Here is an 18,566-nt window from a genome sequence, read left to right as displayed (position 1 = left end):
ACTGGGCTCCAATCGCACTGAAAAACGTTTTTACACAGCCTCGGCCAAAAGCGGTCATTTGAGAGCTCGAAATCGGCCCTACTTCGAAAACCCGGATGCGCCTTCGTTGATCCCACACAAAATCCTCTCGAGCTCAGGCCGCGTCCACTTCTCCCAAGGAAATACATCCCGTTGATCGCCGCTGTGCCAATACTCCCCTGAGTCAAATGCAAGGTAGATAGAAAATGCCGGCTCGGGCATCTCCGCGTGCAGGGACAAATCGACGATATCGCTGAATACAATATTCATCACCTCATCACAGTAATGAAAATCGCGGGTGCCCGTGACAAACAGTCTTGCCACGAAGATCGCCAATTGATTCAAAAGATCGCGGCTATCGGTCTGTAGGTGTACGCAAATAACGCTTAAATCTACGCTGGGATCTTCTTTAATGGCCCCAAGTGCGTAATGAAGATTGTCACTACTCAGACCTTTGGTCATGGGTTCAAAATACTCGTGAGTTCAGGAGTGCTAGGGGTTCAGGACAAGCTTTGTAGAAACATACTGCCAGATGTGCTGCTGAACGTTCGTATATGGACTCCTCCTCGTTGCAAGCCTCCTTTGCTTTGGCGCCCGTGCCGACTGCACACGTATATCCGGCCTCTTACTGCGGCATCGTTTTGATGCAGGGCCATGATGGGCTATTCGCGCGTCGGCTCCCAATCGCTTTTACGTGCTTTACGCACCTGGACGTTAAAGGGTTTTGCCGACGCCGGTTCGACCGGTTTGCCATTGCTCGGGTTGCTTCGCAATCGTGGTGTGTGGGGCTTCTCCCGGGATGAATGGGTCAGGCCGCTGCCCGATCCGGTTGGTAATCAGTGCCGTTGCGCAGCATCGCCCAAGCCATGCGTGCAGTTTTGTTGGCCAGTGCGATGGCGGCCACGTTGGGATGTGAGCGCTCGGCTAAACGGACAACCCACTGGCTGAGTCGATCGTCTTTGGACTTGGCCGTGCGCAGTGCCGACCGCGCACCGTGGATCATCAGCGTTCGCAGATAAGCATCGCCACGCTTACTGATGCCAAGCAGTCGGTCCTTGCCGCCAGAGCTGTGTTGCTTTGGCGTCAGCCCTAGCGAGGCGGTCAGTTGTCGGCCGTTAGCAAACTGATTGGCATCACCGATGGCAGCAACTAGCGCAGTGGCAATCATCGGGCCGACGCCACGCAGCTGTTGCAAACGGACGGCCGATGGCTCACTCGCCGCGATCGCAGATATCTCGCCATCGAGTTCGCTCACGCGCTCATCAAGTGCGCGCAGGTCATCCCACAAGCCATTCAGCAGACGACGAAAACGCGCCGTCAAACCGTTATCGGCATCTTCTAGCCAGCACGGTATTGCGCGACGCAGCATCAGTAATTCCTTCGGCGCAACGAGGCCGTACTCGGCGATCAGCCCACGAATCTGATTGGCTTTGGCCGTCCGCTGTTCGATTAAGCCGGCCCGGATGCGATGCGTCGCCTGGATATCCTGTTGTTCGATGGTTTTGACGGCGACGAAGCGCATGCTGGGGCGGCTCATCGCTTCGCAGATTGCCTCGGCATCGTTGGCGTCGTTCTTGTTGCTCTTGACGTACGGTTTGACGAACTGCGGCGCGATCAGCCTCACCCGAAATCCGCGTGCTTGTAGTTGCCGCGCCCAATGGTGCGCACCACCGCAACTTTCCATGCCGATCTCACAGCCGGGTTCGGTCTTCTCCAGCACCGTTTGCAGCCAGCGATCGCGAGGCAGACGCTGCCGCCAGACTGGCTGCTCATGACGATCCACGCCGTGGATCTGAAACACGTTCTTGGCCAAGTCGACCCCAATGCGCATAAGCTTCATGTGTGGACTCCTTCTCACGGTTGACTGCGGTTCGTACCTTCAGTCTGGCACTCAAGATGCCGAGGTGAGGAGGAGTCCATCCCATTGCTTTGGGTCGGATGCGGCCCTTCACGACAGGCAAATATCGGCCAGGAGCAGACATTCGAACCGCTGACCAATACACTGCCGCGACAATCGTACTCAAAAACGTTTGAGCAAATGTTCACGCAGGAAGAAGGGTTTCAAATGAGTCTTGATCTGTACCTGGAAGCGGATAATGCACTCACAGCCCCGACATTGAGGAAAGCCTTAAACGATGCTGATGCCTGGGAAATCAACGTAGTTGGCGACAGTTTGGAAGCTACCTTTATCTCGGGACTAACGTTGAGTACCGATGGCGTAATCACGGACTCAACAATTTACTCCGAGGATACGAAGGGCATCGACTTCCGTGTTGCTATGCGTTGTACCATCAGAATCAAAGGCCCCGAGCCGGAGGGGCAGTCTGCTATGGACGATCTGGACAAAATAGCGCAATCCATCGCTCAGACGTGCTCATCCCTCTTCCTGATAAGCTTCCAGCTCGAAGAAACATTGTACTGGCGGGACACAGCGGGGCTGCACCGTCCTGATGCCAGAACCTCCAAAAACAATGACGAATCCACCTGAGCGCACTCTGTCTACTACTGGGCATTTGCTGCACATCTCGATGAAATGGCTATTAGCTGCTTTTCGCGAAGGGCCGCTTTGGATCGGTTCGGGCCTGTCTCGACCACAATAAAACGGCAAAAAAGCAGATGCTTGATTATGAAGCAGTTAAATCCAGAATATTTACTAAAAGAAAATGTACATGAAGAAGCTAAGTAATGATTTCAGTGGAGCACTCCGAACATTTGCGTACTTCATGGCAAGTGGAAGCCACTACATGCTTGAAAACGTAGAGTACCTCGACATTTATGGATCTGAGCCGAGTGCAATTGAGATGGTCTTCGCGATATTCGCGAACGTAATAGAGATGGACAGCGAAGGCAACGTGCTCAATTTCACCTACGCCCAAAGGAGAGCGACTGACTACTTAAGGTCATACTGCGACCCTTCTTTCAAAGTAACGCCGCCTCTTGAAGACTGGGAAACCGAGCTCTATGGGCCGCCCTCACTCGGACGCTAAGAAATGGCTTTAGCTCGCAGACACGGGGGACCGGAAAGGGTCGAAAGATCCAGCCGAATGGCTGCTTTTGGCCGATAGCAGTCGCTCACAGAAGGTATGTAACGGTCCTAGGACCGCCATTAATCTCCTACACAAACTTCGGAATTCCTAACCTTGCCCGTCGTTCCGATGAAGCTTATAGTCCGCCCCGTCGCCCAAAATGGCGATTCAGGTTTGGCGACCTGATCATAGAGAATGCGAGGGCTGTCCGCTTTATTGCAGGGGTCATTGCACCCGCAAAGCCGCTGTTATGGCGGCTGTGCGCGGGAGACCTTCGGGTCTGCCGGTTTTCTCTGTGCCGGTTCGCCAACCTGCGCACAGCTGCCACCCAATCGTTTGGCGACGACTGAGTGTCGGCCTTGAGCCAATCAAACAGAGATCTTCAAATGAATAGATACATGCCTCTCACCGGAATCGACCTGATCCCGGCCTCCCTGCTCATCGACACCCAAGCTCCACTCGACGTCCTTCAAGCCATGGCCGACTACCGCATCCGCACTGTCACGCAGGTGCTGGAAAACATCGCCTTCCGCGCCGAGCTCGGTTGTGACACGGTGGTGTTGACGGACTTCTCGAAATTGCTGGCCATCCCATTGCGCGATGGCTGTGACTTGATGGATGTGATCGGCCGACGCTTGCGGGCGCAGGCGGCGGAGTAAATGAAAGCGGGCGCCTATCGGGCGCCCGTTTTGTTTGCGGTCCGGAATGCTTTACTGGGACGTAGCATCGGACAACTCAACACCCCTCCCCTCACTGCAAAGGACTGCCAAGTGAACATCTCCGTTATCCTGCACCCCTTACTCAACATCCTGGTCTGGCTGCTACCGCTGATGCTGGTATGGACGCTGCTGCGCACGCGCCTGTTCAAAGGCTGGTTCGGTGAACGTCTGGTGCGTTTGCGCGCACATTTTAGATTGGATCGTCAGGTTTACCGTCGCCTGCATGACGTGACGCTGATCACCCCGGACGGCACCACGCAGATCGACCATGTGTTTGTGTCGCCCTTCGGCATTTTTGTGCTGGAGACCAAGCACATGAAAGGCTGGATCTTCGGTGGTGAGAAGCAGGCTCAATGGACGCAGCTGATTTACAAGAAGCGCTTCACCTTCCAGAACCCGAACCGCCAGAACTACAAACACTTGAAGGCCCTGCAAGCGGCGTTGGGCATCGGCCCGGACTTTGTGCATTCGGTCATCGTGTTTGTCGGCCCAAGCACTTTCAAGACCAGGATGCCGGCTAATGTCACCCGAGGCGGTGGCTGGGTCCATTACATCAAGTCTTTCCAGCAAACGGTGTTCAGCGAGGCGCAGGTGACGGCCATGTTGCAGACCTTGCAAGCAGGTCGCCTGGCGCCGACGCTCGCTACCCGGCGTGAACATGTGCTACGCCTGAAGCAACGCGACGATCCATCGGCCTCGCGCCAATGCCCGCGCTGCGGCAGTGCGCTGGTGGTGCGGACATACAACGGTGGCCCGAGGAGCGGTCAACAGTTTTGGGGCTGCAGCACTTTCCCCAAGTGCCGAACGGTGCAGCCCATTTCGCCAGGCAGCTAAGCTGAATGAGTAGGCCCTTTCGCGAATTGCCGCAATTCAGGAGGCGCAAATGAGCAAGCAACCTCAACCCCGTAGCCGCTCCAACCCTCAGCCCAAGTCCCGCCCGGTCGTACCTGACCTGCCCAGCAAAACCGGCAACAAGTCCGGGGGCTTGCGCGGTAACTACCCGTCGAAGAAGCCTTGAAGATGAAAGGTGACCATGAAAGGTGACAGCTCTATTTAAAGCGTTTTGGGCGAATGGTTTTATGAAGCAAAGCAACATGACGCGCTGATACATTCGCCCTTTTTCAGCAAGGAAAGCATTATGCGAAGGATTATCGCAACAGGGCGCTCTTGCTAGCCTCACTTATCCCGACGGGTCGCTGGCAGAAATTTTACGCAAAATTTACGGGTTTGACGGGGTGCGCATCCGATACTGCGCGGTGCAAATTTGGAACGTTATTGTTATGTCCCTCGCAGCCATTCGGCTTATCGGATTCATCCTAGGGCTTTTTCTGATCACGCTGGCCGTGAGCATGGCTATTCCCATGATCACACTGGTGGTCTATGAGCGTAGCGACGATCTGTCAGCATTTCTCTGGTCGAGTTTGATTACCTTTATCTGTGGCCTCCTGTTAATCGTGAGGGGACGCCCGGATACTGGCCAGCTTCGTCCCAGGGATATGTACCTGCTGACGACCGGAAGCTGGGTCGTTGTGTGCACCTTCGCAGCGTTGCCAATGGTGTTCATCAGCGATATCAGCTACACCGATGCATTCTTTGAAACGATGTCTGGTATCACAACCACTGGTTCGACTGTACTCACCGGTTTGGATAGCTCATCTCCCGGCTTGTTGATATGGCGCTCCATGCTGCATTGGTTAGGAGGCATCGGCTTCATCGGCATGGCGGTGGCGATCCTCCCACTGTTGCGAGTAGGCGGCATGCGTCTGTTCCAGACAGAGTCCTCAGACTGGTCGGAGAAAGTGACACCTCGCTCCCACATGGCAGCCAAGTACATTCTTTTGCTCTACCTTGGGCTGACTGGCATCGGAGCCCTGGCGCTCTGGCTCGCTGGAATGACGCCATTCGAAGCGGTCAACCACGCAATGTCATTGATCTCCACCGGGGGATTTTCGACTTCGGACTCCTCACTTGGGCATTGGACGCAACCAGCGATTCACTGGGTAGCGGTGGCCATCATGATTTTGGGCAGCCTCCCCTTCACCCTGTACGTCGCGACATTGCGGGGCAATCGGCGCGCGCTGCTCAAGGATCACCAGGTCCGCGGATTTATTGGGTTCCTGTTCGTCACATCACTCTGCGTGGGCACCTGGCTGTACTTTCACAGCGATTACGGTTGGTGGGACGCGTTTCGTATCGTGGCAGTGAACGTGACCTCGGTTGTCACGACCACCGGAGTTGCGGTTGGCGACTACACCTTGTGGGGCAGCTTCGCTGTCTTGCTCTTTTTCTACCTGACCTTTGTCGGTGGATGTTCAGGCTCAACGGCAGGTGGCCTTAAAATCTTCCGTTTCCAGGTTGCAGCCGCTCTCCTGGTCAGTAGCTTGAAGCAGTTGATCCATCCTCGAGCCGTGATACAGAAGAAGTACAACGGTCATCCGATCGACGAGGAAATCGTGCGCTCGCTTTTGACCTTCTCGTTCTTCTTCACGATCACTATTGCGGCCATCGCCTTGGGCCTGGCGCTCATTGGGCTTGATTGGACTACAGCGTTGAGCGGTGCCGCTACTGCGGTGTGTAACGTCGGGCCAGGGCTGGGCACGATCATTGGGCCCGCCGGTAATTTCTCAACATTACCTGATGCGGCCAAATGGCTACTGACCATTGGAATGCTTCTGGGAAGGCTGGAAATCCTGACGGTGCTGGTACTTGTCACTCCAGTTTTCTGGAAATATTGACCCACCTTGTCGAGGGCTGAGTCTAAAAAGTACATGGGGGGCGGCGAGTACTGCCATAGAAAGATCAGTAGTCGTTTGAGTTGCTGGTTCGGCCGATAACTGTCCGTCGCCGTTGACAACAGGCCTATTGCATCGGTAGCGCAACGCGTCTTCGTGAAATCCCGTCTCCGGCAGACTGGGCAGACCTGCTTGGCGCGACGGACGGGCGCTCACTATTCAGCGTCGACTGCCGACAACCTGATATGTAAATAACTAGCTTCAACGAGTACCGGTCATTTATGCCTAACGCTCTCCCCACCATCTCTTGTTCTTCAACCAATCGCTCAAGCGTGGCCCTGACTCGAACTTCGCTATTCAAGTTTGTGGGTCTTTTGGCGGGGGTTTTCTTATTTGCCTGCTATTCACTTGTTTATGTTGCGCAAAATCTAGATCGGACGGAGGAGCGTGACAGTGCGTTTTACACGAAGAAAGCCGTGGAATCGTTGGAAAAATCGCTGAGCTCGACCGTCAAGGATTACGCCTTTTGGGGCGATGCTTACAAGCACTTGCATACTCAGGTAGACGTGGACTGGGCGTACGTACGGCAAAATCTCGGGACGACACTTTATACAGAGTTTGGGTTTCGGGGAGTGTTTGTAGTCAACGATGTCAATCGTACCGTTTATTCCTTGGTCAAGGGTCAGAGGGTGTCAGTTGAAGTCGAACAATGGCTAGAACAGTCTGTTGATGCGATTCTCGATCAAGCACGTGAGGGAGCGGAAACCGAAACGCCGACGACTACGTTCATTAATGTGGGAGGGATACCTGCCCTCGTCGCTGCGGCTGCGATTACGCCCGGAACCGATCCAACGGTCATAGCGGATGATAGATCGGCGTCGGTGTTGATATTCGTTGAAATGTTGGACAGCGCCAAGCTCGCAACAATAGGCCGGGATTTCGGGGTAGATGGCCTGCACACGGCCGCTCCCGACGAAATCCCCTTGGTGTCTGCCTATCCCCTGGGCGAGGCCGGTACAGCAGGCGTCCTGCAATGGAGTCCGCACAAACCAGGGCTGCAATTATTGGCGCTGGGGTTGCCCTTGGTGGGACTCGCTGCGCTGCTGGTGTGCCTGATGACGTGGGTGATCTTGCGTCGTACGACGGCCGCTGCGCAGGCGCTTGACGCCAGCTATGCATCGCTGCAAAGCAGTCAGACCGACCTTGCCACCAGTGAGGCGCGCTTTCGTGATGTTGTTGAGGCCAGTTCGGATTGGGTATGGGAAATGGACGCCGGTTGGCGCTTCACCTATCTATCCGAGCGATTTGAAGATATCACGGGCTTTTCCAGGACTGCATGGATTGGTGCGGCGATGGATGATCTGCTGCGCACTGAATTAGGCACTTTATCTCAGTGGCTCAGTATTCCGAATCGTCGTCCGGATATCAGTGTTCAGTGCCGCTACGTGGATACAAATGGCCAAGAGCGAATCACCCGTCTTTCGGCGCGAGTCATGGCAGGAGGAGGATTCCGGGGGACAGCAACCGACGTCACGGAGGAAGTTGAAGCCCGTCGACGAATCGAATTCCTCTCACAACATGATGCCCTGACCGGCCTTCCCAACAGGACACGACTACAGGAGTTTCTTGATGGCAAACTCAAAGCGTTGCCGACACTAGAACAACCCTTGGTCATGCTCAGTCTGGACCTTGATCGATTCAAACCAGTGAATGATCTGTTAGGACATGCCGCAGGTGACCTGGTGCTTAACCAGGTGTCGAGCCGCTTGGCAGACTGTGTTCGCCACGGTGATCTTGTCGCTCGGATTGGGGGGGACGAGTTTGTACTGATACTCACCGATGTCAGTTCCCAGGAGGAAGTCGAGGCGCTTTGTCGCCGTTTGATCGAGTCCATCGAGCAGCCGATTCAAATCAATGAGCAAGAGGTATTTGTCAGTGCCAGTATTGGTATCGCGATGGCGCCAAATGACGCTTGCGAGGCGACTGAACTGCTACGTTATGCGGATATTGCGTTGTATGAAGCCAAGGCTGGAGGTCGTAATACCTGGCGTTTCTATGCGGGGGATATGAACGCCAGGATTATTGAGCGGCGTCGTCTGGAAAGTGATCTGCGCTTTGCGATAAAAAATGGAGAACTTCGACTCCACTTCCAACCGCGCTACCGTATCTCAGACGGGCAGATGGTCGGCGCTGAAGCGTTGATACGGTGGCAACATCCTGAGCGCGGGTTAATACCTCCCGATACGTTCATCCCCATCGCTGAAGAATCCGGCCTGATTCTTTCCTTGAGTGACTGGGTCATCGACACCGCCTGCCGTTGCGCCGCACGATGGCCGGAACATTTGTTTGTATCCGTCAACCTTTCACCTAGCGAATTCAAGCGAGGCAATTTGGTGGAGCGTGTGCAGAAAGCACTTCAAGACTCAGGAATCGCGCCTACCCGGGTAGAGTTGGAGATTACTGAAAACGTCATGCTCGAAGATGCCCCCGGCGCACTAGAGCTGATGCGTACATTGAAGCGCCTGGGCGTGCGCATATGCATGGACGACTTTGGCACGGGGTATTCTTCACTGAGTTATTTGCGCACGTTCCCCTTCGATGGCCTGAAGATAGACCGGAGCTTTCTAAACAAACTGGTCGAAAGTGATGATGAGTCCATCATCCAGGCGATTGTGGGTTTGGGCCGAGCGTTATCACTCACCGTTACGGCGGAAGGGATTGAAACTGCCGAACAGTTGGATTTGCTCAAAGCAGTGTCGTGCGATGAAGGCCAAGGTTTCTTTCTAAGTCGGCCACTTGATACTGACGCCTTTAACCTGTTGGTGAAGGCCAGAAAAAACACAGACGCCAAGAGCAAGGTTTAGTAAAAGGTAACAAATCCATTTAAAGCGTTTTTGGCGAATGACGTCATGAAGCAAAACAGAATGGCGCCTGATGCATTCGCCCTTTTCGGGAGGAAAAACGATGCGAAGGAGTATCGCAACGGGGGCGCTCTTGCTGGCTTTGGGCGGGTGCGCAACCTCACCCCTGCCGGTTTCTGAAGCCAGGCCAGTGCCGGCCGACAAGATGTACCCGTTCAAAAGCCATGGCACGAAAGCGCCTGGACGCCTGACTATTGTCCGTGATGACGGGTTTGTCGGTGCGGGATGTGACGCCATGTTCTACATCGATGGTCAGCGCGCAGCCAAGATAGGCCCCGGTCAAAAGGCATCTTTCGTTTTGCCTGCCGGTGAAGTGAATCTCGGTGCCGGGCTCGCCGAGTCTGGATTATGTGCGGGTGCCGCGATCAAAACGGTCGCGGCCAGGATCAAACCAGGCAAAGAAGTGATTTATCGAATCAATTGGGATACGCAAGCTTTCTACTTGGGCCCTTACGTTGAATACGGACGTTGAGCCCAGACGGTTCTGGTCTGTTTCGCACGCTGCACCACCTCGAGCAAGTGATCGCAAACACCAAAGCGTACGGATGGCTCACAACCCCGATCATGTTTTATTTCAGTTCCGTTCTTATTTCGGTTCCGGGTACGAAAAATTTGCCGGGATCATCGACCTTCTTCAGGTCAACCAAAGCCCGGCAAATGCAATGTGAGAATTGCTCCTGCAACGTTTCGGGGTCTGTCCATGCCATTTGCGATGCTGGCAAATGTTGTGCCTCGGTCGATTTATAGCAGACACAATTGTCTAGTCGGGTGACGCCATTATCATGTGTGCTCTGACAAGCAGTGGTCAGCAAAGAGATCGCGATAAGCATGACGATACGTTTCATTGGCTCCCCTCCGAGGCTGTTGTGAAGGGCTGACGCTCAAGATCGGGCTGGCTGTTGTAACGACGTGGTGACCGCTGAAGGCGGCGACACGGCATGGCCGCAAAACCCGGTCTGCTTAATAAGCCCGACAGTAGAAGGAAGCTTAGCTGTCATTTTACGTCGCTCCATTTACTGGCTGTTTTTAGCCGATCACCGTCATTAAAAGGCTCGTATTCAACACCCGTTTTCTGCCCCTCCCCACTCGGCTGTTTTGCAGAGAGAGGCAGCTTGGGCATAGACAACTGCCCGGTTTGATCTAGCCTTGAATGAGATCCCGCGGGAGAAAAACACCATGCCCCTTGCTCTCAGAAATCTATCTACCTTTGCGTTGGGTGCCTTCCTTTGCATAGCCGCGTGGGGTCAAGGGGTAGCAGACACCGATCAGCCACCGGCCATACTCCCACTGGAGTCTGAGGCAGGACCAAAACTCATTGCCTACCCGCCGCTCGCCGCGCCGCTGGCCCGCGGGGTTGTCATTATTCAGTATCGAACCGAGCACGCCCGGATCATGCCGGTATTTGGCAAAACGGCTGTCGAAGTATCACCACGGCTCGGCCACCTTCACGTGACCGTCGACGACTGGAAAGGTACTTGGGCGCACACCAGTGAAGACCCGATTATTTTGGTTGGGCTGACGCCGGGCGCTCACAAGGTTCTACTTGAAGTGGCTGATCCGAGTCATAAGATTTTGACCAGTACGGTGGTGAACTTTGTCGTTCCGCAAAAGAACCCAGCGGACGCTCCTCATGCTGAAGAAAGCCACGCAGTGAAACCATAACGGTTGTGCCATCAGCAGCCCTGGAACATCCATCAGCGGATTCGTCATGAGCGTCCGATGCCTGCTCTAACGTGCTAGAGCAGGCAGGCACACAACGAGTGACTGAAAAATCCTACTCAGCCAACACTAACCGGTGCCGATGGGATAAGCCCGACTGCAACGCAAATGCAACGATCACCGTAGAGGGTGCGGAAAAACTGCTCAGGCCACCGCCAACAAACATCAACGCAAGCCCCAAAGCGGTGGCACCAAACCACGCCGTCAAACCCACGGAATTGAACGCGGGCACCCGTTCGAGTGCCGCCATTTCATTGCGCCCGTAGTGTATCTGCGCCAACGCCACGCCGACCCAGGCCACCACGAAGATCCCCTGATAGGCCAACGCTTTGAGGAGGTAGGCAAACACGTCCGCGAGCATCAAGCCGTAGACGATCACCCCCACTACCAGTGCCCACATCAAGTACGAACCGCGCAGGCCAAAACGCCCGAAGAACGCCTGCATGTTCAGTGTCGCCAGGTAGTAATTGGCGGTGTTGATCCGGGTTTGCGTGGCCCAGACAAACAACAAGCCCCACAAGCCCATCAATTGCAGAATCGCCATCACCACAGAGACTTCGTTCAGCGCACCTTCGTGGGGAATACTGCTGACCAGATAGATGCCCGCCGCGCCATTGAGCAGGAAGGTCACCGCGTAGAACGGCATGCCGAAGTTCCAGCGCCCGTGATACTCGGCGTCTTCAGGCTTGCCGAAACGCGCGTAGTCGAAGGTGAACAGCATCAGCACCCAGACCCCCATGTAAGCGACAAAGCAGTCCCACCAGCCGAAGGCGCTGGGTGTTGCCGGGCCGAAATCCAGCCATTGCGGCTGGTAGCCATATCGACTGATCGAGAGCCCGACCGCCACCAGCAAACCGCCCAGATACACCGGCAACAACACGCCGTTGAGCTTGTCCAGCCAATGCTGCACGCTGCCCAGAATCATTGGCACGCTGTAGAGCACCACCGCCAATGCGGCCAGCGGATAAACCAGCTCCGGATACAGGTGATTGAGCGCCACGGCGATTACCGAGCCTTCGAATACCGCGTAGTAGATCGCCGTGGAAAAGAAGATCAACGTTGCCAGGCACGCCCCGGTACTGCCGAACAGCAACCGTGAAAACAACGCCACCGACAAGCCGCTGCGGATCGCAAAGCGGCTGAGCACGCTATTGACCAGCCCATAGCTGATCACCGACAGAACCATGCCGATCAGTGCGTTGCGGGCTCCATACGACAACGCCAGTGATGCGCCGACCACGATGTAAAACATCGCACTGCACACCGCCCACCAGGCCATGGTCAGGGACAATCGCCCCATGCGCGCTTCGGCTGGAACGGGTTGATTGGCCGGGTCTTGCCCGGTTTGACTCGATTGCGATAAAGCAGCCATATGCGTGAACTCCAAAACCAGTCAAAGGTTGAAGCGCGGGCAGCCGCCACCGCACCGAAGTGCGGCGTTGGCTTACCGTTTGGCATTACCCGCGCAATGCGGCGGGCAGAATCAGGAAGGGAACAGCTTGCTCAGGCAGCTGAGTTTTTTCTTATAGGAACGTCGCGCTTCCAGCGCCTCTTCGAGGGTCACCGCGACAAAGCGGGCCTTCTGGTTCGGTTGCATCTGGCCGATCAAGTCGAGGTCGGCGCTGATCACCGTGCCGATCATCGCGTAGCCTCCGCCGGACACGGCGTCGCGATGCAACACGATCGGTTCGAGCCCGGCCGGGACCTGGATCGAGCCAATGGGGTAGCAACTGTCGACGATGTTCGACGGATCAGAACCGGCGCCGAACGGCTGCTCGCGGGGCTCAAAGCTCAGCGCGCTGCCGCCCTTGAAGCGGTAGCCGATGCGGTCTGCTTCCGAGCCCACCGTCCAGGGTTCGGCAAAGAAACTATGCGCGGCGGATTCGCTCAAGCGGTGGTAGTAAAGCCCCGGCACCACCCGCAGAGTGATTTCGCCCCCCAAGGACTGGCGCAACGCCATGGGCAAACTGGCCCCGGCGCGGCTCTTTCCGCTGGCGATACCGACGGGCAATTCATCACCCGCCACCAGCCTGCGCCCCTGAAAACCACCGAGCGCACCCAGCGCATAAGTGGAACGACTGCCGAGCACGATCGGCACATCGATGCCGCCGGCCACCGCCACGTAAGCGCGGGCGCCAGCTTTGGGAAAGTCAAAGCGCAGCACTTGCCCGGCCTTCACCGCAAACGCCGTGTCGTGGTGCATTTCCACGCCATCGACCCGTGGGGTCATGTGCGCGCCGGACACAGCCACCAGCGCGTCTTGTTGAAACTCCAGCTCCGGCCCCAGCAACGTGCATTCCAGTGCTGCCGCCCCCGCCGGGTTACCGACCAGTTGATTGGCCGCACTCAAGGCGTACGGATCAAGCGCGCCGGAGGGCGGAATGCCCAAGTGGTAATACCCTTCGCGTCCCAGGTCCTGTACCGACGTGGCGAGACCGGGTTTGAGTACCTTGATCATGCCAACACCTCCTGCAGCGACTTGGGATAGCCAACGGGATCGGCCAGAAACGCATCCAGCGAAAACTCCACCGGCCGGATCCGCAGATCGAAGCAACCGGCTTCCACTTCGGCCACCGCGTGGTCATACGCCTCACGGTCCATCGGTTTGAACTGCACGATGTCACCGGGGCGGAAAAACACCATGTGCTCTTTCAGGTACGCCAGGTTCTGCTGTGGGTCGTAGATCGGTGCCGGCGTGACGCCAAACATCTGATATCCACCGGCACCGCGCACCGAGTAGATGCAGCCAAAGCAACCGCCATGACCCAAGGTCAGTTTTGGCGTGTCGGTACGCGGGCGCAGGTATTTGGGCACCTGCAACTGCCGCTCGCGCTCGACCATCTGGAACATGAACGGCAGCCCGGCGACGAAGCCGACCATCGAGACAAACCACGGCGCACCACTGTGGGCGGCGATAAACGCCTCGACGTCCGCCAGGCCGTTGATCCGTGCGGCGTATTCCAGGTCCGTGGCGCTCGGGTCCTGATGCCGGTCGCGAAAGCGCATCAGGGTTTCGTGGGTCCAGGGGTCGTTGTACAGCACCGGAATCTCGATGATCCGCGTCTGCAACGTGCGTTGGGCGACGGCCCCGACTTCGGCGATCTTTACCGCTTCGAGCAAGGTATGAGGGGCGATGCGATCCGGGTCAAAACGGATCTGGAATGACGCGTTGGCCAGGCAGATATCGAGCACGCCATCCAGTGCCAGCCGTTCCACCGCGCGAGTGACGGCCAGGCCCTTGAAGAACGCGTCCAGGGACATGCTGTCGCTGACTTCGGCGAACAGGTGCTCATCGGCGCCAAAGCTGTAGCGGATGGGAGTGCTCATACTTCACCTCCGAAACGGCGCTCGGCCAGCCAGGTTTCCAGGGTGCCGGTGTGAAAGTCGGCGCTGTGCAGCCACGGTTGCTCCAGCAGCACGCCGTGCAGGGACAAGGTGCTGGCCATGCCAGTGAGCGTGGTTCGCCTTACCGCAACCCGCGCACGGGCCAGGGCTTCGGCGCGATCAGCGCCATGCACGATCAGCTTGGCCAGCAGCGAGTCATAGTACGGCGGCACACGGTAGCCTTGATACAGATGAGTATCGACGCGAATGCCCTCACCCTGCGGCCAGATCAGTTCCTCGACCAGCCCCGGGCTGGGAAAGAAATCCCGCGCCGGGTCTTCAGCGTTCAGGCGCATTTGCAGGGCGGCGCCGTTGAGCTGGATATCACTTTGCTGGAAGCCCAGCGGTTCACCCCCGGCAATGCGCAACATGGCCTGGACCAGATCGATGCCGGTGATTAATTCGCTGACCGGGTGCTCAACCTGAATCCGCGTATTCATCTCGATAAAGAAAAACTCGCCGGTGCCGTCGTCATACAGATACTCCAGCGTCCCGGCGCCCTTGTAGCCGAGGGATTCGGTCAGGCGCACGGCGCTGGCGCAGAGGGTTTCCCGTTGCTGCTGACTGAGGGCCGGTGACGGCGCTTCTTCAAAGATTTTCTGCCTGCGACGTTGCAGGGAACATTCCCGCTCAAACAAATGCACGGCGTGCTGACCGTCGCCCAAGACCTGCACTTCAATGTGCCGGGCCTTGCTGATAAACCGCTCCAGGTAAACCGCGCCATTGCCAAACGCGGCCTGGGCTTCACGCTGTGAGCGGGGAAACTCTTCTGTCAGTTGCTGGGCGTTTTCCGCCAGGCGAATGCCGCGCCCGCCCCCACCGGCCGAAGCTTTGATCAACAGAGGGAAGCCCACGGCTTCGGCGGCCTTAAGCGCCGATTCGACGTCGAACAATTCACCGGGGGAACCCGGCACCACCGGCACGCCAGCGGCTTGCGCAGTGCGTCGGGCCTCGGCTTTGTCGCCCATGCGCCCGATCGTGTCCGGGCTCGGGCCGACGAAAATGGCGCCGGCGGCAAGGACCGCTTCGGCAAAATCGGCGTTCTCCGAGAGAAAACCATAACCGGGGTGTACTGCATTGGCGCCGGTGGTTTTCAAGGCACCGAGCAACGCTTCGACGTTCAGGTAACTTTTATCCGCACGGGCCGGGCCAAGGACGTGGACTTCATCGGCCATGCGCGCGGCCTGGGAATCGACGTCTGCCTCGCTGCATGCCGCAACGGTGGGGATCCCCAACGCTTTGGCGGCGTGGATAATCCGCACGGCGATCTCGCCACGGTTGGCAATCAATAATTTACGAATACCTTGAGTCATGATCGCGCCCTCACTCATCGTCGAGTGTTGCGACGACCTGACCCGGTTCCACCGGATCGCCGTCTTCTACCAGGAATGCGCTGAGGCGACCGGCCTTTCCGGCGGTCAGTTCGGAAAACTGCTTCATGACCTCGATCAGGCCAATCACCGTGTCGGCACTGACCTGCGCGCCCACCTCGACGAAGTTCGCCGATTCAGGAGTCGCTTTGCGGTAGAAGGTCCCGGGCAACGGGGTGATTACAGTGTGTTCGGCCATGTCTGTTCCTCTTGGAATAGTTGTAGAAAGGCAGGCAAAAATGAATCGGTGTGCAAACCCTGGCATCTGTGTGCCAGGTGTCTCGTCCTGATTTAGCGCGGTGCACGAACCTCGATCCCGGCGCTGTCGAGGGCACTGCGCGTGGCTTCGACCAACGCCAGGGCGCCAGGGGTGTCGCTGTGTAAACAGATCGAATCGAATTCGATCGCCAGGTCTTCACCCTCGACCGTGCGCACCACGCCTTGCTGACAGGCACGCAGTACTCGCGCGGCCACCTGCGCCGGATCGTAGGCTCGTACGTTGCGGGTGAAGACGATGGAGCCCGTGAGGTCGTATTCGCGGTCGGCATAGAATTCGCGGATTACCGGTTGGCCAAGCTCCTTGGCGACCCGCCAGATCACCGAGTCGGGCATGCAATACAGCAGCAACTCAGGCTCCAGGCGCTGAAGGTTTTCCACCAGCAGACGGGCGGCCTGTTCGTCCCGGGCCAGGTGCATGTAGAGCGCGCCATGGGGCTTGATGTGTTGCAGGGCTACGCCTTGAACCCGGGCGAGTTCACGCAGGGCGCCCAACTGGTAGAGCATGTCGTCGACCAGCTCCTGGGCCGGTGCATTGATGTGCCGGCGGCCAAATCCAACCAGGTCGCGGAACCCCGGGTGCGCGCCGATGGCCACGCCCAGGCGCTTGGCCTGCTCGATGGTGCGGCGCATGGTGCCGGGGTCGCCGGCATGAAAACCGGTGGCGATATTGGCTGAACTGATGAAGCCCATCAGTTCGTTGTCGACGCCATCGCCGATGGTCCATGGGCCGAAGCCTTCGCCCATGTCCGAATTGAAATCTACTGCTTGCATGACGCTTGCTCCTGACACTTGTGACTTCATGCAGGCCAAGTTAGATTCCTCCGTACCCCTTGGGAAGATCTATTAACAGATAGGGTATCTTCTGAAAAACAGATACCTCGTCATCCGGAGTGCCCATGTCACTGACCCTGCGCCAGGTCCGCTATTTCGTCGCCACCGCCGAGATCGGGCAAATTTCCCAGGCCGCGATTCATTTGAATATTTCCCAGTCGGCGGTGACCACGGCGATCAAGGAACTGGAGGGTATGCTGGGTGCGCTGTTGTTCCAGCGCTCGGCCCAGGGCATGAGCCTGACCGATGCCGGGCGGCACTTTCTGAATCGCGCGTATGTGATTTTGCGCAGTGTCGATGATGCGATGAACAGTCCGTTGCCGGACATTCGCGCCAGTGGCCTGCTGCGTCTGGCAGCGAGTTACACGGTGATCGGCTACTTTCTGCCGCACCACCTGCAACGCCTGGAACACTGGCATCCTGACGTGGCCATCGAAGTCCACGAACAGGAACGGACGGCCATCGAAGAAGGCTTGCTGGAAGGTCGATTCGACATGGCCGTGGTGCTCACCGCGAACCTCACTCACCCGGACATCGTCTCGGAAATCCTCTTCAACTCCGAACGACGGCTTTGGCTGCCCAGCCACCATCCACTGTGCGAACGTTCGGCGGTCAGCCTCGCCGACGTGGCGAAAGAACCCTACATCCTGCTGACCGTCGACGAAGCCGAACAAAGCGCCATGCGCTACTGGGAACACGCGCACCAACAGCCGAACGTGCGGGTGCGCACCAGTTCAGTGGAAGCGGTGCGCAGCATGGTCGCCAATGGCAGCGGCGTGGCGATCCTTTCGGACCTGGTGCACCGCCCTTGGTCACTGGAAGGAAAACGCATCGAGACCCTCACCGTCACCGATAAAGTGACGCCCATGAGCGTTGGTCTGGCGTGGCATCGCGAGCGCGAATTCAGCCCGGCCATGCAGGCGTTTCGTAATTACTTCCACGATGCGTTTTTGGCGCCGCAACAACTGTCTGCGCGACGCTGAAGTCGAGCAAAGTTGCGAAGCATGCAGCCGTAGGGTTCGACTTGCAGCGCATCACCCACGACTTCGAGCGAATCAGGATTTTTCGAGTTCGCCATGAGGCCAAACAGCAGGATATCGTCCATGGCAAACGCCACGGCACGATCATTTTCAACCAGCGCCATGGAGTCGTCATAGTCTTTGCCCAAGACGACCTGTACGTCTAGATTGTTGTCGGCACTGTATTGGCGAAGGACCTTCTCGTTCGTGCTGCCGACGGTACTGGCGACAGTCTTCTTTGCGAGATCGGCGTAGTTCTTTATGCCGGAGGTCTTCTTGGTCAACAGGCGCGTGCCTCTGTAGAAATGGCTAATTGCAAAAGCCACATCCTTGCCACGCGCAGCGTTGTTGGTGGTGGATCCGCACTCCAGATCGTATGTGCCATTGACCAGCAACGGAATGCGGGTTTGCGCGGACGGCACGGGCGTGAGGCGCATCCATTGCTGCCATCGATAGTCACCATCAACTCAATGAAGTTCTCTTAAAAACTCCGGGGCGTAACATCGCCTCCATACCAAACAACTACACCCCGGAGCACACCATCATGA

At 57.1% G+C, this 18,566-nt stretch carries 20 protein-coding genes; 10 read left to right on the top strand and 10 right to left on the bottom strand.

Annotated features, from left to right (window positions below; genetic code table 11):
* Positions 1 to 78 precede the first annotated feature (78 nt).
* Positions 79 to 480, bottom strand: a complete 402-nt coding sequence (locus FHL16_RS27415) for a hypothetical protein (RefSeq protein WP_077749849.1) — start codon at positions 478 to 480, stop codon at positions 79 to 81.
* Between the two features lie 346 nt (positions 481 to 826).
* The gene (locus FHL16_RS27410) at positions 827 to 1,858 is read right to left on the bottom strand and encodes an IS110 family transposase (protein ID WP_077749848.1); all 1,032 of its coding nucleotides are present in this window, start codon (positions 1,856 to 1,858) and stop codon (positions 827 to 829) included.
* A 225-nt stretch (positions 1,859 to 2,083) separates the two neighbouring features.
* Between FHL16_RS27410 and FHL16_RS27405 the strand changes: the two genes are divergently transcribed.
* The 8 genes from FHL16_RS27405 to FHL16_RS34565 all read left to right on the top strand — a co-directional run bounded on the left by FHL16_RS27405 (position 2,084) and on the right by FHL16_RS34565 (position 9,888).
* Positions 2,084 to 2,506, top strand: a complete 423-nt coding sequence (locus tag FHL16_RS27405; protein WP_059183015.1) for a hypothetical protein — start codon at positions 2,084 to 2,086, stop codon at positions 2,504 to 2,506.
* 181 nt (positions 2,507 to 2,687) lie between these two features.
* Positions 2,688 to 3,005 (top strand): DUF7677 family protein, encoded by a 318-nt coding sequence (locus FHL16_RS27400; protein ID WP_009048737.1) that lies wholly within the window; start codon positions 2,688 to 2,690, stop codon positions 3,003 to 3,005.
* Between the two features lie 425 nt (positions 3,006 to 3,430).
* Positions 3,431 to 3,703 carry a hypothetical protein gene (locus tag FHL16_RS27390; RefSeq protein ID WP_077749846.1) on the top strand — a complete coding sequence of 91 codons (273 nt, stop codon included), beginning with the start codon at positions 3,431 to 3,433 and terminating at the stop codon, positions 3,701 to 3,703.
* Between the two features lie 171 nt (positions 3,704 to 3,874).
* Positions 3,875 to 4,597 (top strand): nuclease-related domain-containing protein, encoded by a 723-nt coding sequence (locus FHL16_RS27385; protein ID WP_371917166.1) that lies wholly within the window; start codon positions 3,875 to 3,877, stop codon positions 4,595 to 4,597.
* Positions 4,598 to 4,646: 49 nt separating this feature from the next.
* Positions 4,647 to 4,781, top strand: a complete 135-nt coding sequence (locus FHL16_RS34780) for a hypothetical protein (protein WP_256578040.1) — start codon at positions 4,647 to 4,649, stop codon at positions 4,779 to 4,781.
* Positions 4,782 to 5,043: 262 nt separating this feature from the next.
* Positions 5,044 to 6,498: a TrkH family potassium uptake protein gene (locus tag FHL16_RS27380; RefSeq protein WP_077749844.1), complete on the top strand. Its 1,455-nt coding sequence runs from the start codon at positions 5,044 to 5,046 to the stop codon at positions 6,496 to 6,498.
* 278 nt (positions 6,499 to 6,776) lie between these two features.
* Positions 6,777 to 9,359 (top strand): bifunctional diguanylate cyclase/phosphodiesterase, encoded by a 2,583-nt coding sequence (locus tag FHL16_RS27375; protein ID WP_077749843.1) that lies wholly within the window; start codon positions 6,777 to 6,779, stop codon positions 9,357 to 9,359.
* Positions 9,360 to 9,651: 292 nt separating this feature from the next.
* Positions 9,652 to 9,888: a hypothetical protein gene (locus tag FHL16_RS34565; RefSeq protein ID WP_238706199.1), complete on the top strand. Its 237-nt coding sequence runs from the start codon at positions 9,652 to 9,654 to the stop codon at positions 9,886 to 9,888.
* 97 nt (positions 9,889 to 9,985) lie between these two features.
* Here the strand turns inward: FHL16_RS34565 and FHL16_RS27365 are convergent, their stop codons facing one another.
* Complete coding sequence (locus tag FHL16_RS27365) at positions 9,986 to 10,261, bottom strand: hypothetical protein (protein WP_077749842.1); 276 nt, start codon at positions 10,259 to 10,261, stop codon at positions 9,986 to 9,988.
* 331 nt (positions 10,262 to 10,592) lie between these two features.
* On the opposite strand from FHL16_RS27365, the gene FHL16_RS27360 reads away from it, so the two are divergent.
* A complete protein-coding gene (locus FHL16_RS27360) occupies positions 10,593 to 11,078 on the top strand; it encodes a DUF6130 family protein (protein ID WP_077749841.1) in 486 nt (161 codons plus the stop codon).
* A 112-nt stretch (positions 11,079 to 11,190) separates the two neighbouring features.
* Here the strand turns inward: FHL16_RS27360 and FHL16_RS27355 are convergent, their stop codons facing one another.
* From FHL16_RS27355 to FHL16_RS27330, 6 genes are all read right to left on the bottom strand, one after another.
* Complete coding sequence (locus FHL16_RS27355; protein WP_077749840.1) at positions 11,191 to 12,507, bottom strand: purine-cytosine permease family protein; 1,317 nt, start codon at positions 12,505 to 12,507, stop codon at positions 11,191 to 11,193.
* Positions 12,508 to 12,618: 111 nt separating this feature from the next.
* Complete coding sequence (locus FHL16_RS27350) at positions 12,619 to 13,593, bottom strand: 5-oxoprolinase subunit C family protein (protein ID WP_077749839.1); 975 nt, start codon at positions 13,591 to 13,593, stop codon at positions 12,619 to 12,621.
* Positions 13,590 to 14,462 (bottom strand): 5-oxoprolinase subunit B family protein, encoded by an 873-nt coding sequence (locus FHL16_RS27345; protein ID WP_077749838.1) that lies wholly within the window; start codon positions 14,460 to 14,462, stop codon positions 13,590 to 13,592. The genes FHL16_RS27350 and FHL16_RS27345 overlap by 4 nt, the downstream gene beginning before the upstream one ends.
* A complete protein-coding gene (locus FHL16_RS27340) occupies positions 14,459 to 15,832 on the bottom strand; it encodes an acetyl-CoA carboxylase biotin carboxylase subunit (protein ID WP_077749875.1) in 1,374 nt (457 codons plus the stop codon). Before FHL16_RS27340 ends, FHL16_RS27345 begins: the two co-directional genes overlap by 4 nt.
* Positions 15,833 to 15,842: 10 nt before the next feature.
* Positions 15,843 to 16,088, bottom strand: coding sequence for an acetyl-CoA carboxylase (locus FHL16_RS27335; RefSeq protein WP_077749837.1), 246 nt, complete (start codon positions 16,086 to 16,088; stop codon positions 15,843 to 15,845).
* Between the two features lie 92 nt (positions 16,089 to 16,180).
* Positions 16,181 to 16,939, bottom strand: a complete 759-nt coding sequence (locus FHL16_RS27330) for a 5-oxoprolinase subunit PxpA (protein WP_010459262.1) — start codon at positions 16,937 to 16,939, stop codon at positions 16,181 to 16,183.
* Between the two features lie 125 nt (positions 16,940 to 17,064).
* Between FHL16_RS27330 and FHL16_RS27325 the strand changes: the two genes are divergently transcribed.
* Positions 17,065 to 17,982, top strand: coding sequence for a LysR family transcriptional regulator (locus FHL16_RS27325; RefSeq protein ID WP_010459260.1), 918 nt, complete (start codon positions 17,065 to 17,067; stop codon positions 17,980 to 17,982).
* Here the strand turns inward: FHL16_RS27325 and FHL16_RS27320 are convergent.
* Positions 17,931 to 18,455: a transporter substrate-binding domain-containing protein gene (locus FHL16_RS27320; RefSeq protein WP_238706198.1), complete on the bottom strand. Its 525-nt coding sequence runs from the start codon at positions 18,453 to 18,455 to the stop codon at positions 17,931 to 17,933. The two genes, FHL16_RS27325 and FHL16_RS27320, sit on opposite strands and share 52 nt — an antisense overlap.
* Positions 18,456 to 18,566: the final 111 nt, after the last annotated feature.

The organism is Pseudomonas sp. FSL W5-0299 (assembly GCF_005930655.1).
Lineage (GTDB): Bacteria > Pseudomonadota > Gammaproteobacteria > Pseudomonadales > Pseudomonadaceae > Aquipseudomonas > Aquipseudomonas mandelii.
Note: the sequence above shows the minus strand (reverse complement) of the source record. Positions and strands in the feature narration are given on the sequence as shown.

Coding starts and splice junctions, on each gene's coding strand:
- FHL16_RS34780 (WP_256578040.1), top strand. CDS start 4,647: ATGAGCAAGCAACCTCAACCCCGTAGCCGCTCCAACCCTCAGCCCAAG.
- FHL16_RS27350 (WP_077749839.1), bottom strand. CDS start 13,593: ATGATCAAGGTACTCAAACCCGGTCTCGCCACGTCGGTACAGGACCTG.
- FHL16_RS27365 (WP_077749842.1), bottom strand. CDS start 10,261: ATGAAACGTATCGTCATGCTTATCGCGATCTCTTTGCTGACCACTGCT.
- FHL16_RS27380 (WP_077749844.1), top strand. CDS start 5,044: ATGTCCCTCGCAGCCATTCGGCTTATCGGATTCATCCTAGGGCTTTTT.
- FHL16_RS27375 (WP_077749843.1), top strand. CDS start 6,777: ATGCCTAACGCTCTCCCCACCATCTCTTGTTCTTCAACCAATCGCTCA.
- FHL16_RS27345 (WP_077749838.1), bottom strand. CDS start 14,462: ATGAGCACTCCCATCCGCTACAGCTTTGGCGCCGATGAGCACCTGTTC.
- FHL16_RS27320 (WP_238706198.1), bottom strand. CDS start 18,455: ATGCGCCTCACGCCCGTGCCGTCCGCGCAAACCCGCATTCCGTTGCTG.
- FHL16_RS27330 (WP_010459262.1), bottom strand. CDS start 16,939: ATGCAAGCAGTAGATTTCAATTCGGACATGGGCGAAGGCTTCGGCCCA.
- FHL16_RS27400 (WP_009048737.1), top strand. CDS start 2,688: ATGAAGAAGCTAAGTAATGATTTCAGTGGAGCACTCCGAACATTTGCG.
- FHL16_RS27410 (WP_077749848.1), bottom strand. CDS start 1,858: ATGAAGCTTATGCGCATTGGGGTCGACTTGGCCAAGAACGTGTTTCAG.
- FHL16_RS27355 (WP_077749840.1), bottom strand. CDS start 12,507: ATGGCTGCTTTATCGCAATCGAGTCAAACCGGGCAAGACCCGGCCAAT.
- FHL16_RS27360 (WP_077749841.1), top strand. CDS start 10,593: ATGCCCCTTGCTCTCAGAAATCTATCTACCTTTGCGTTGGGTGCCTTC.
- FHL16_RS34565 (WP_238706199.1), top strand. CDS start 9,652: ATGTTCTACATCGATGGTCAGCGCGCAGCCAAGATAGGCCCCGGTCAA.
- FHL16_RS27405 (WP_059183015.1), top strand. CDS start 2,084: ATGAGTCTTGATCTGTACCTGGAAGCGGATAATGCACTCACAGCCCCG.
- FHL16_RS27325 (WP_010459260.1), top strand. CDS start 17,065: ATGTCACTGACCCTGCGCCAGGTCCGCTATTTCGTCGCCACCGCCGAG.
- FHL16_RS27415 (WP_077749849.1), bottom strand. CDS start 480: ATGACCAAAGGTCTGAGTAGTGACAATCTTCATTACGCACTTGGGGCC.
- FHL16_RS27390 (WP_077749846.1), top strand. CDS start 3,431: ATGAATAGATACATGCCTCTCACCGGAATCGACCTGATCCCGGCCTCC.
- FHL16_RS27340 (WP_077749875.1), bottom strand. CDS start 15,832: ATGACTCAAGGTATTCGTAAATTATTGATTGCCAACCGTGGCGAGATC.
- FHL16_RS27335 (WP_077749837.1), bottom strand. CDS start 16,088: ATGGCCGAACACACTGTAATCACCCCGTTGCCCGGGACCTTCTACCGC.
- FHL16_RS27385 (WP_371917166.1), top strand. CDS start 3,875: ATGCTGGTATGGACGCTGCTGCGCACGCGCCTGTTCAAAGGCTGGTTC.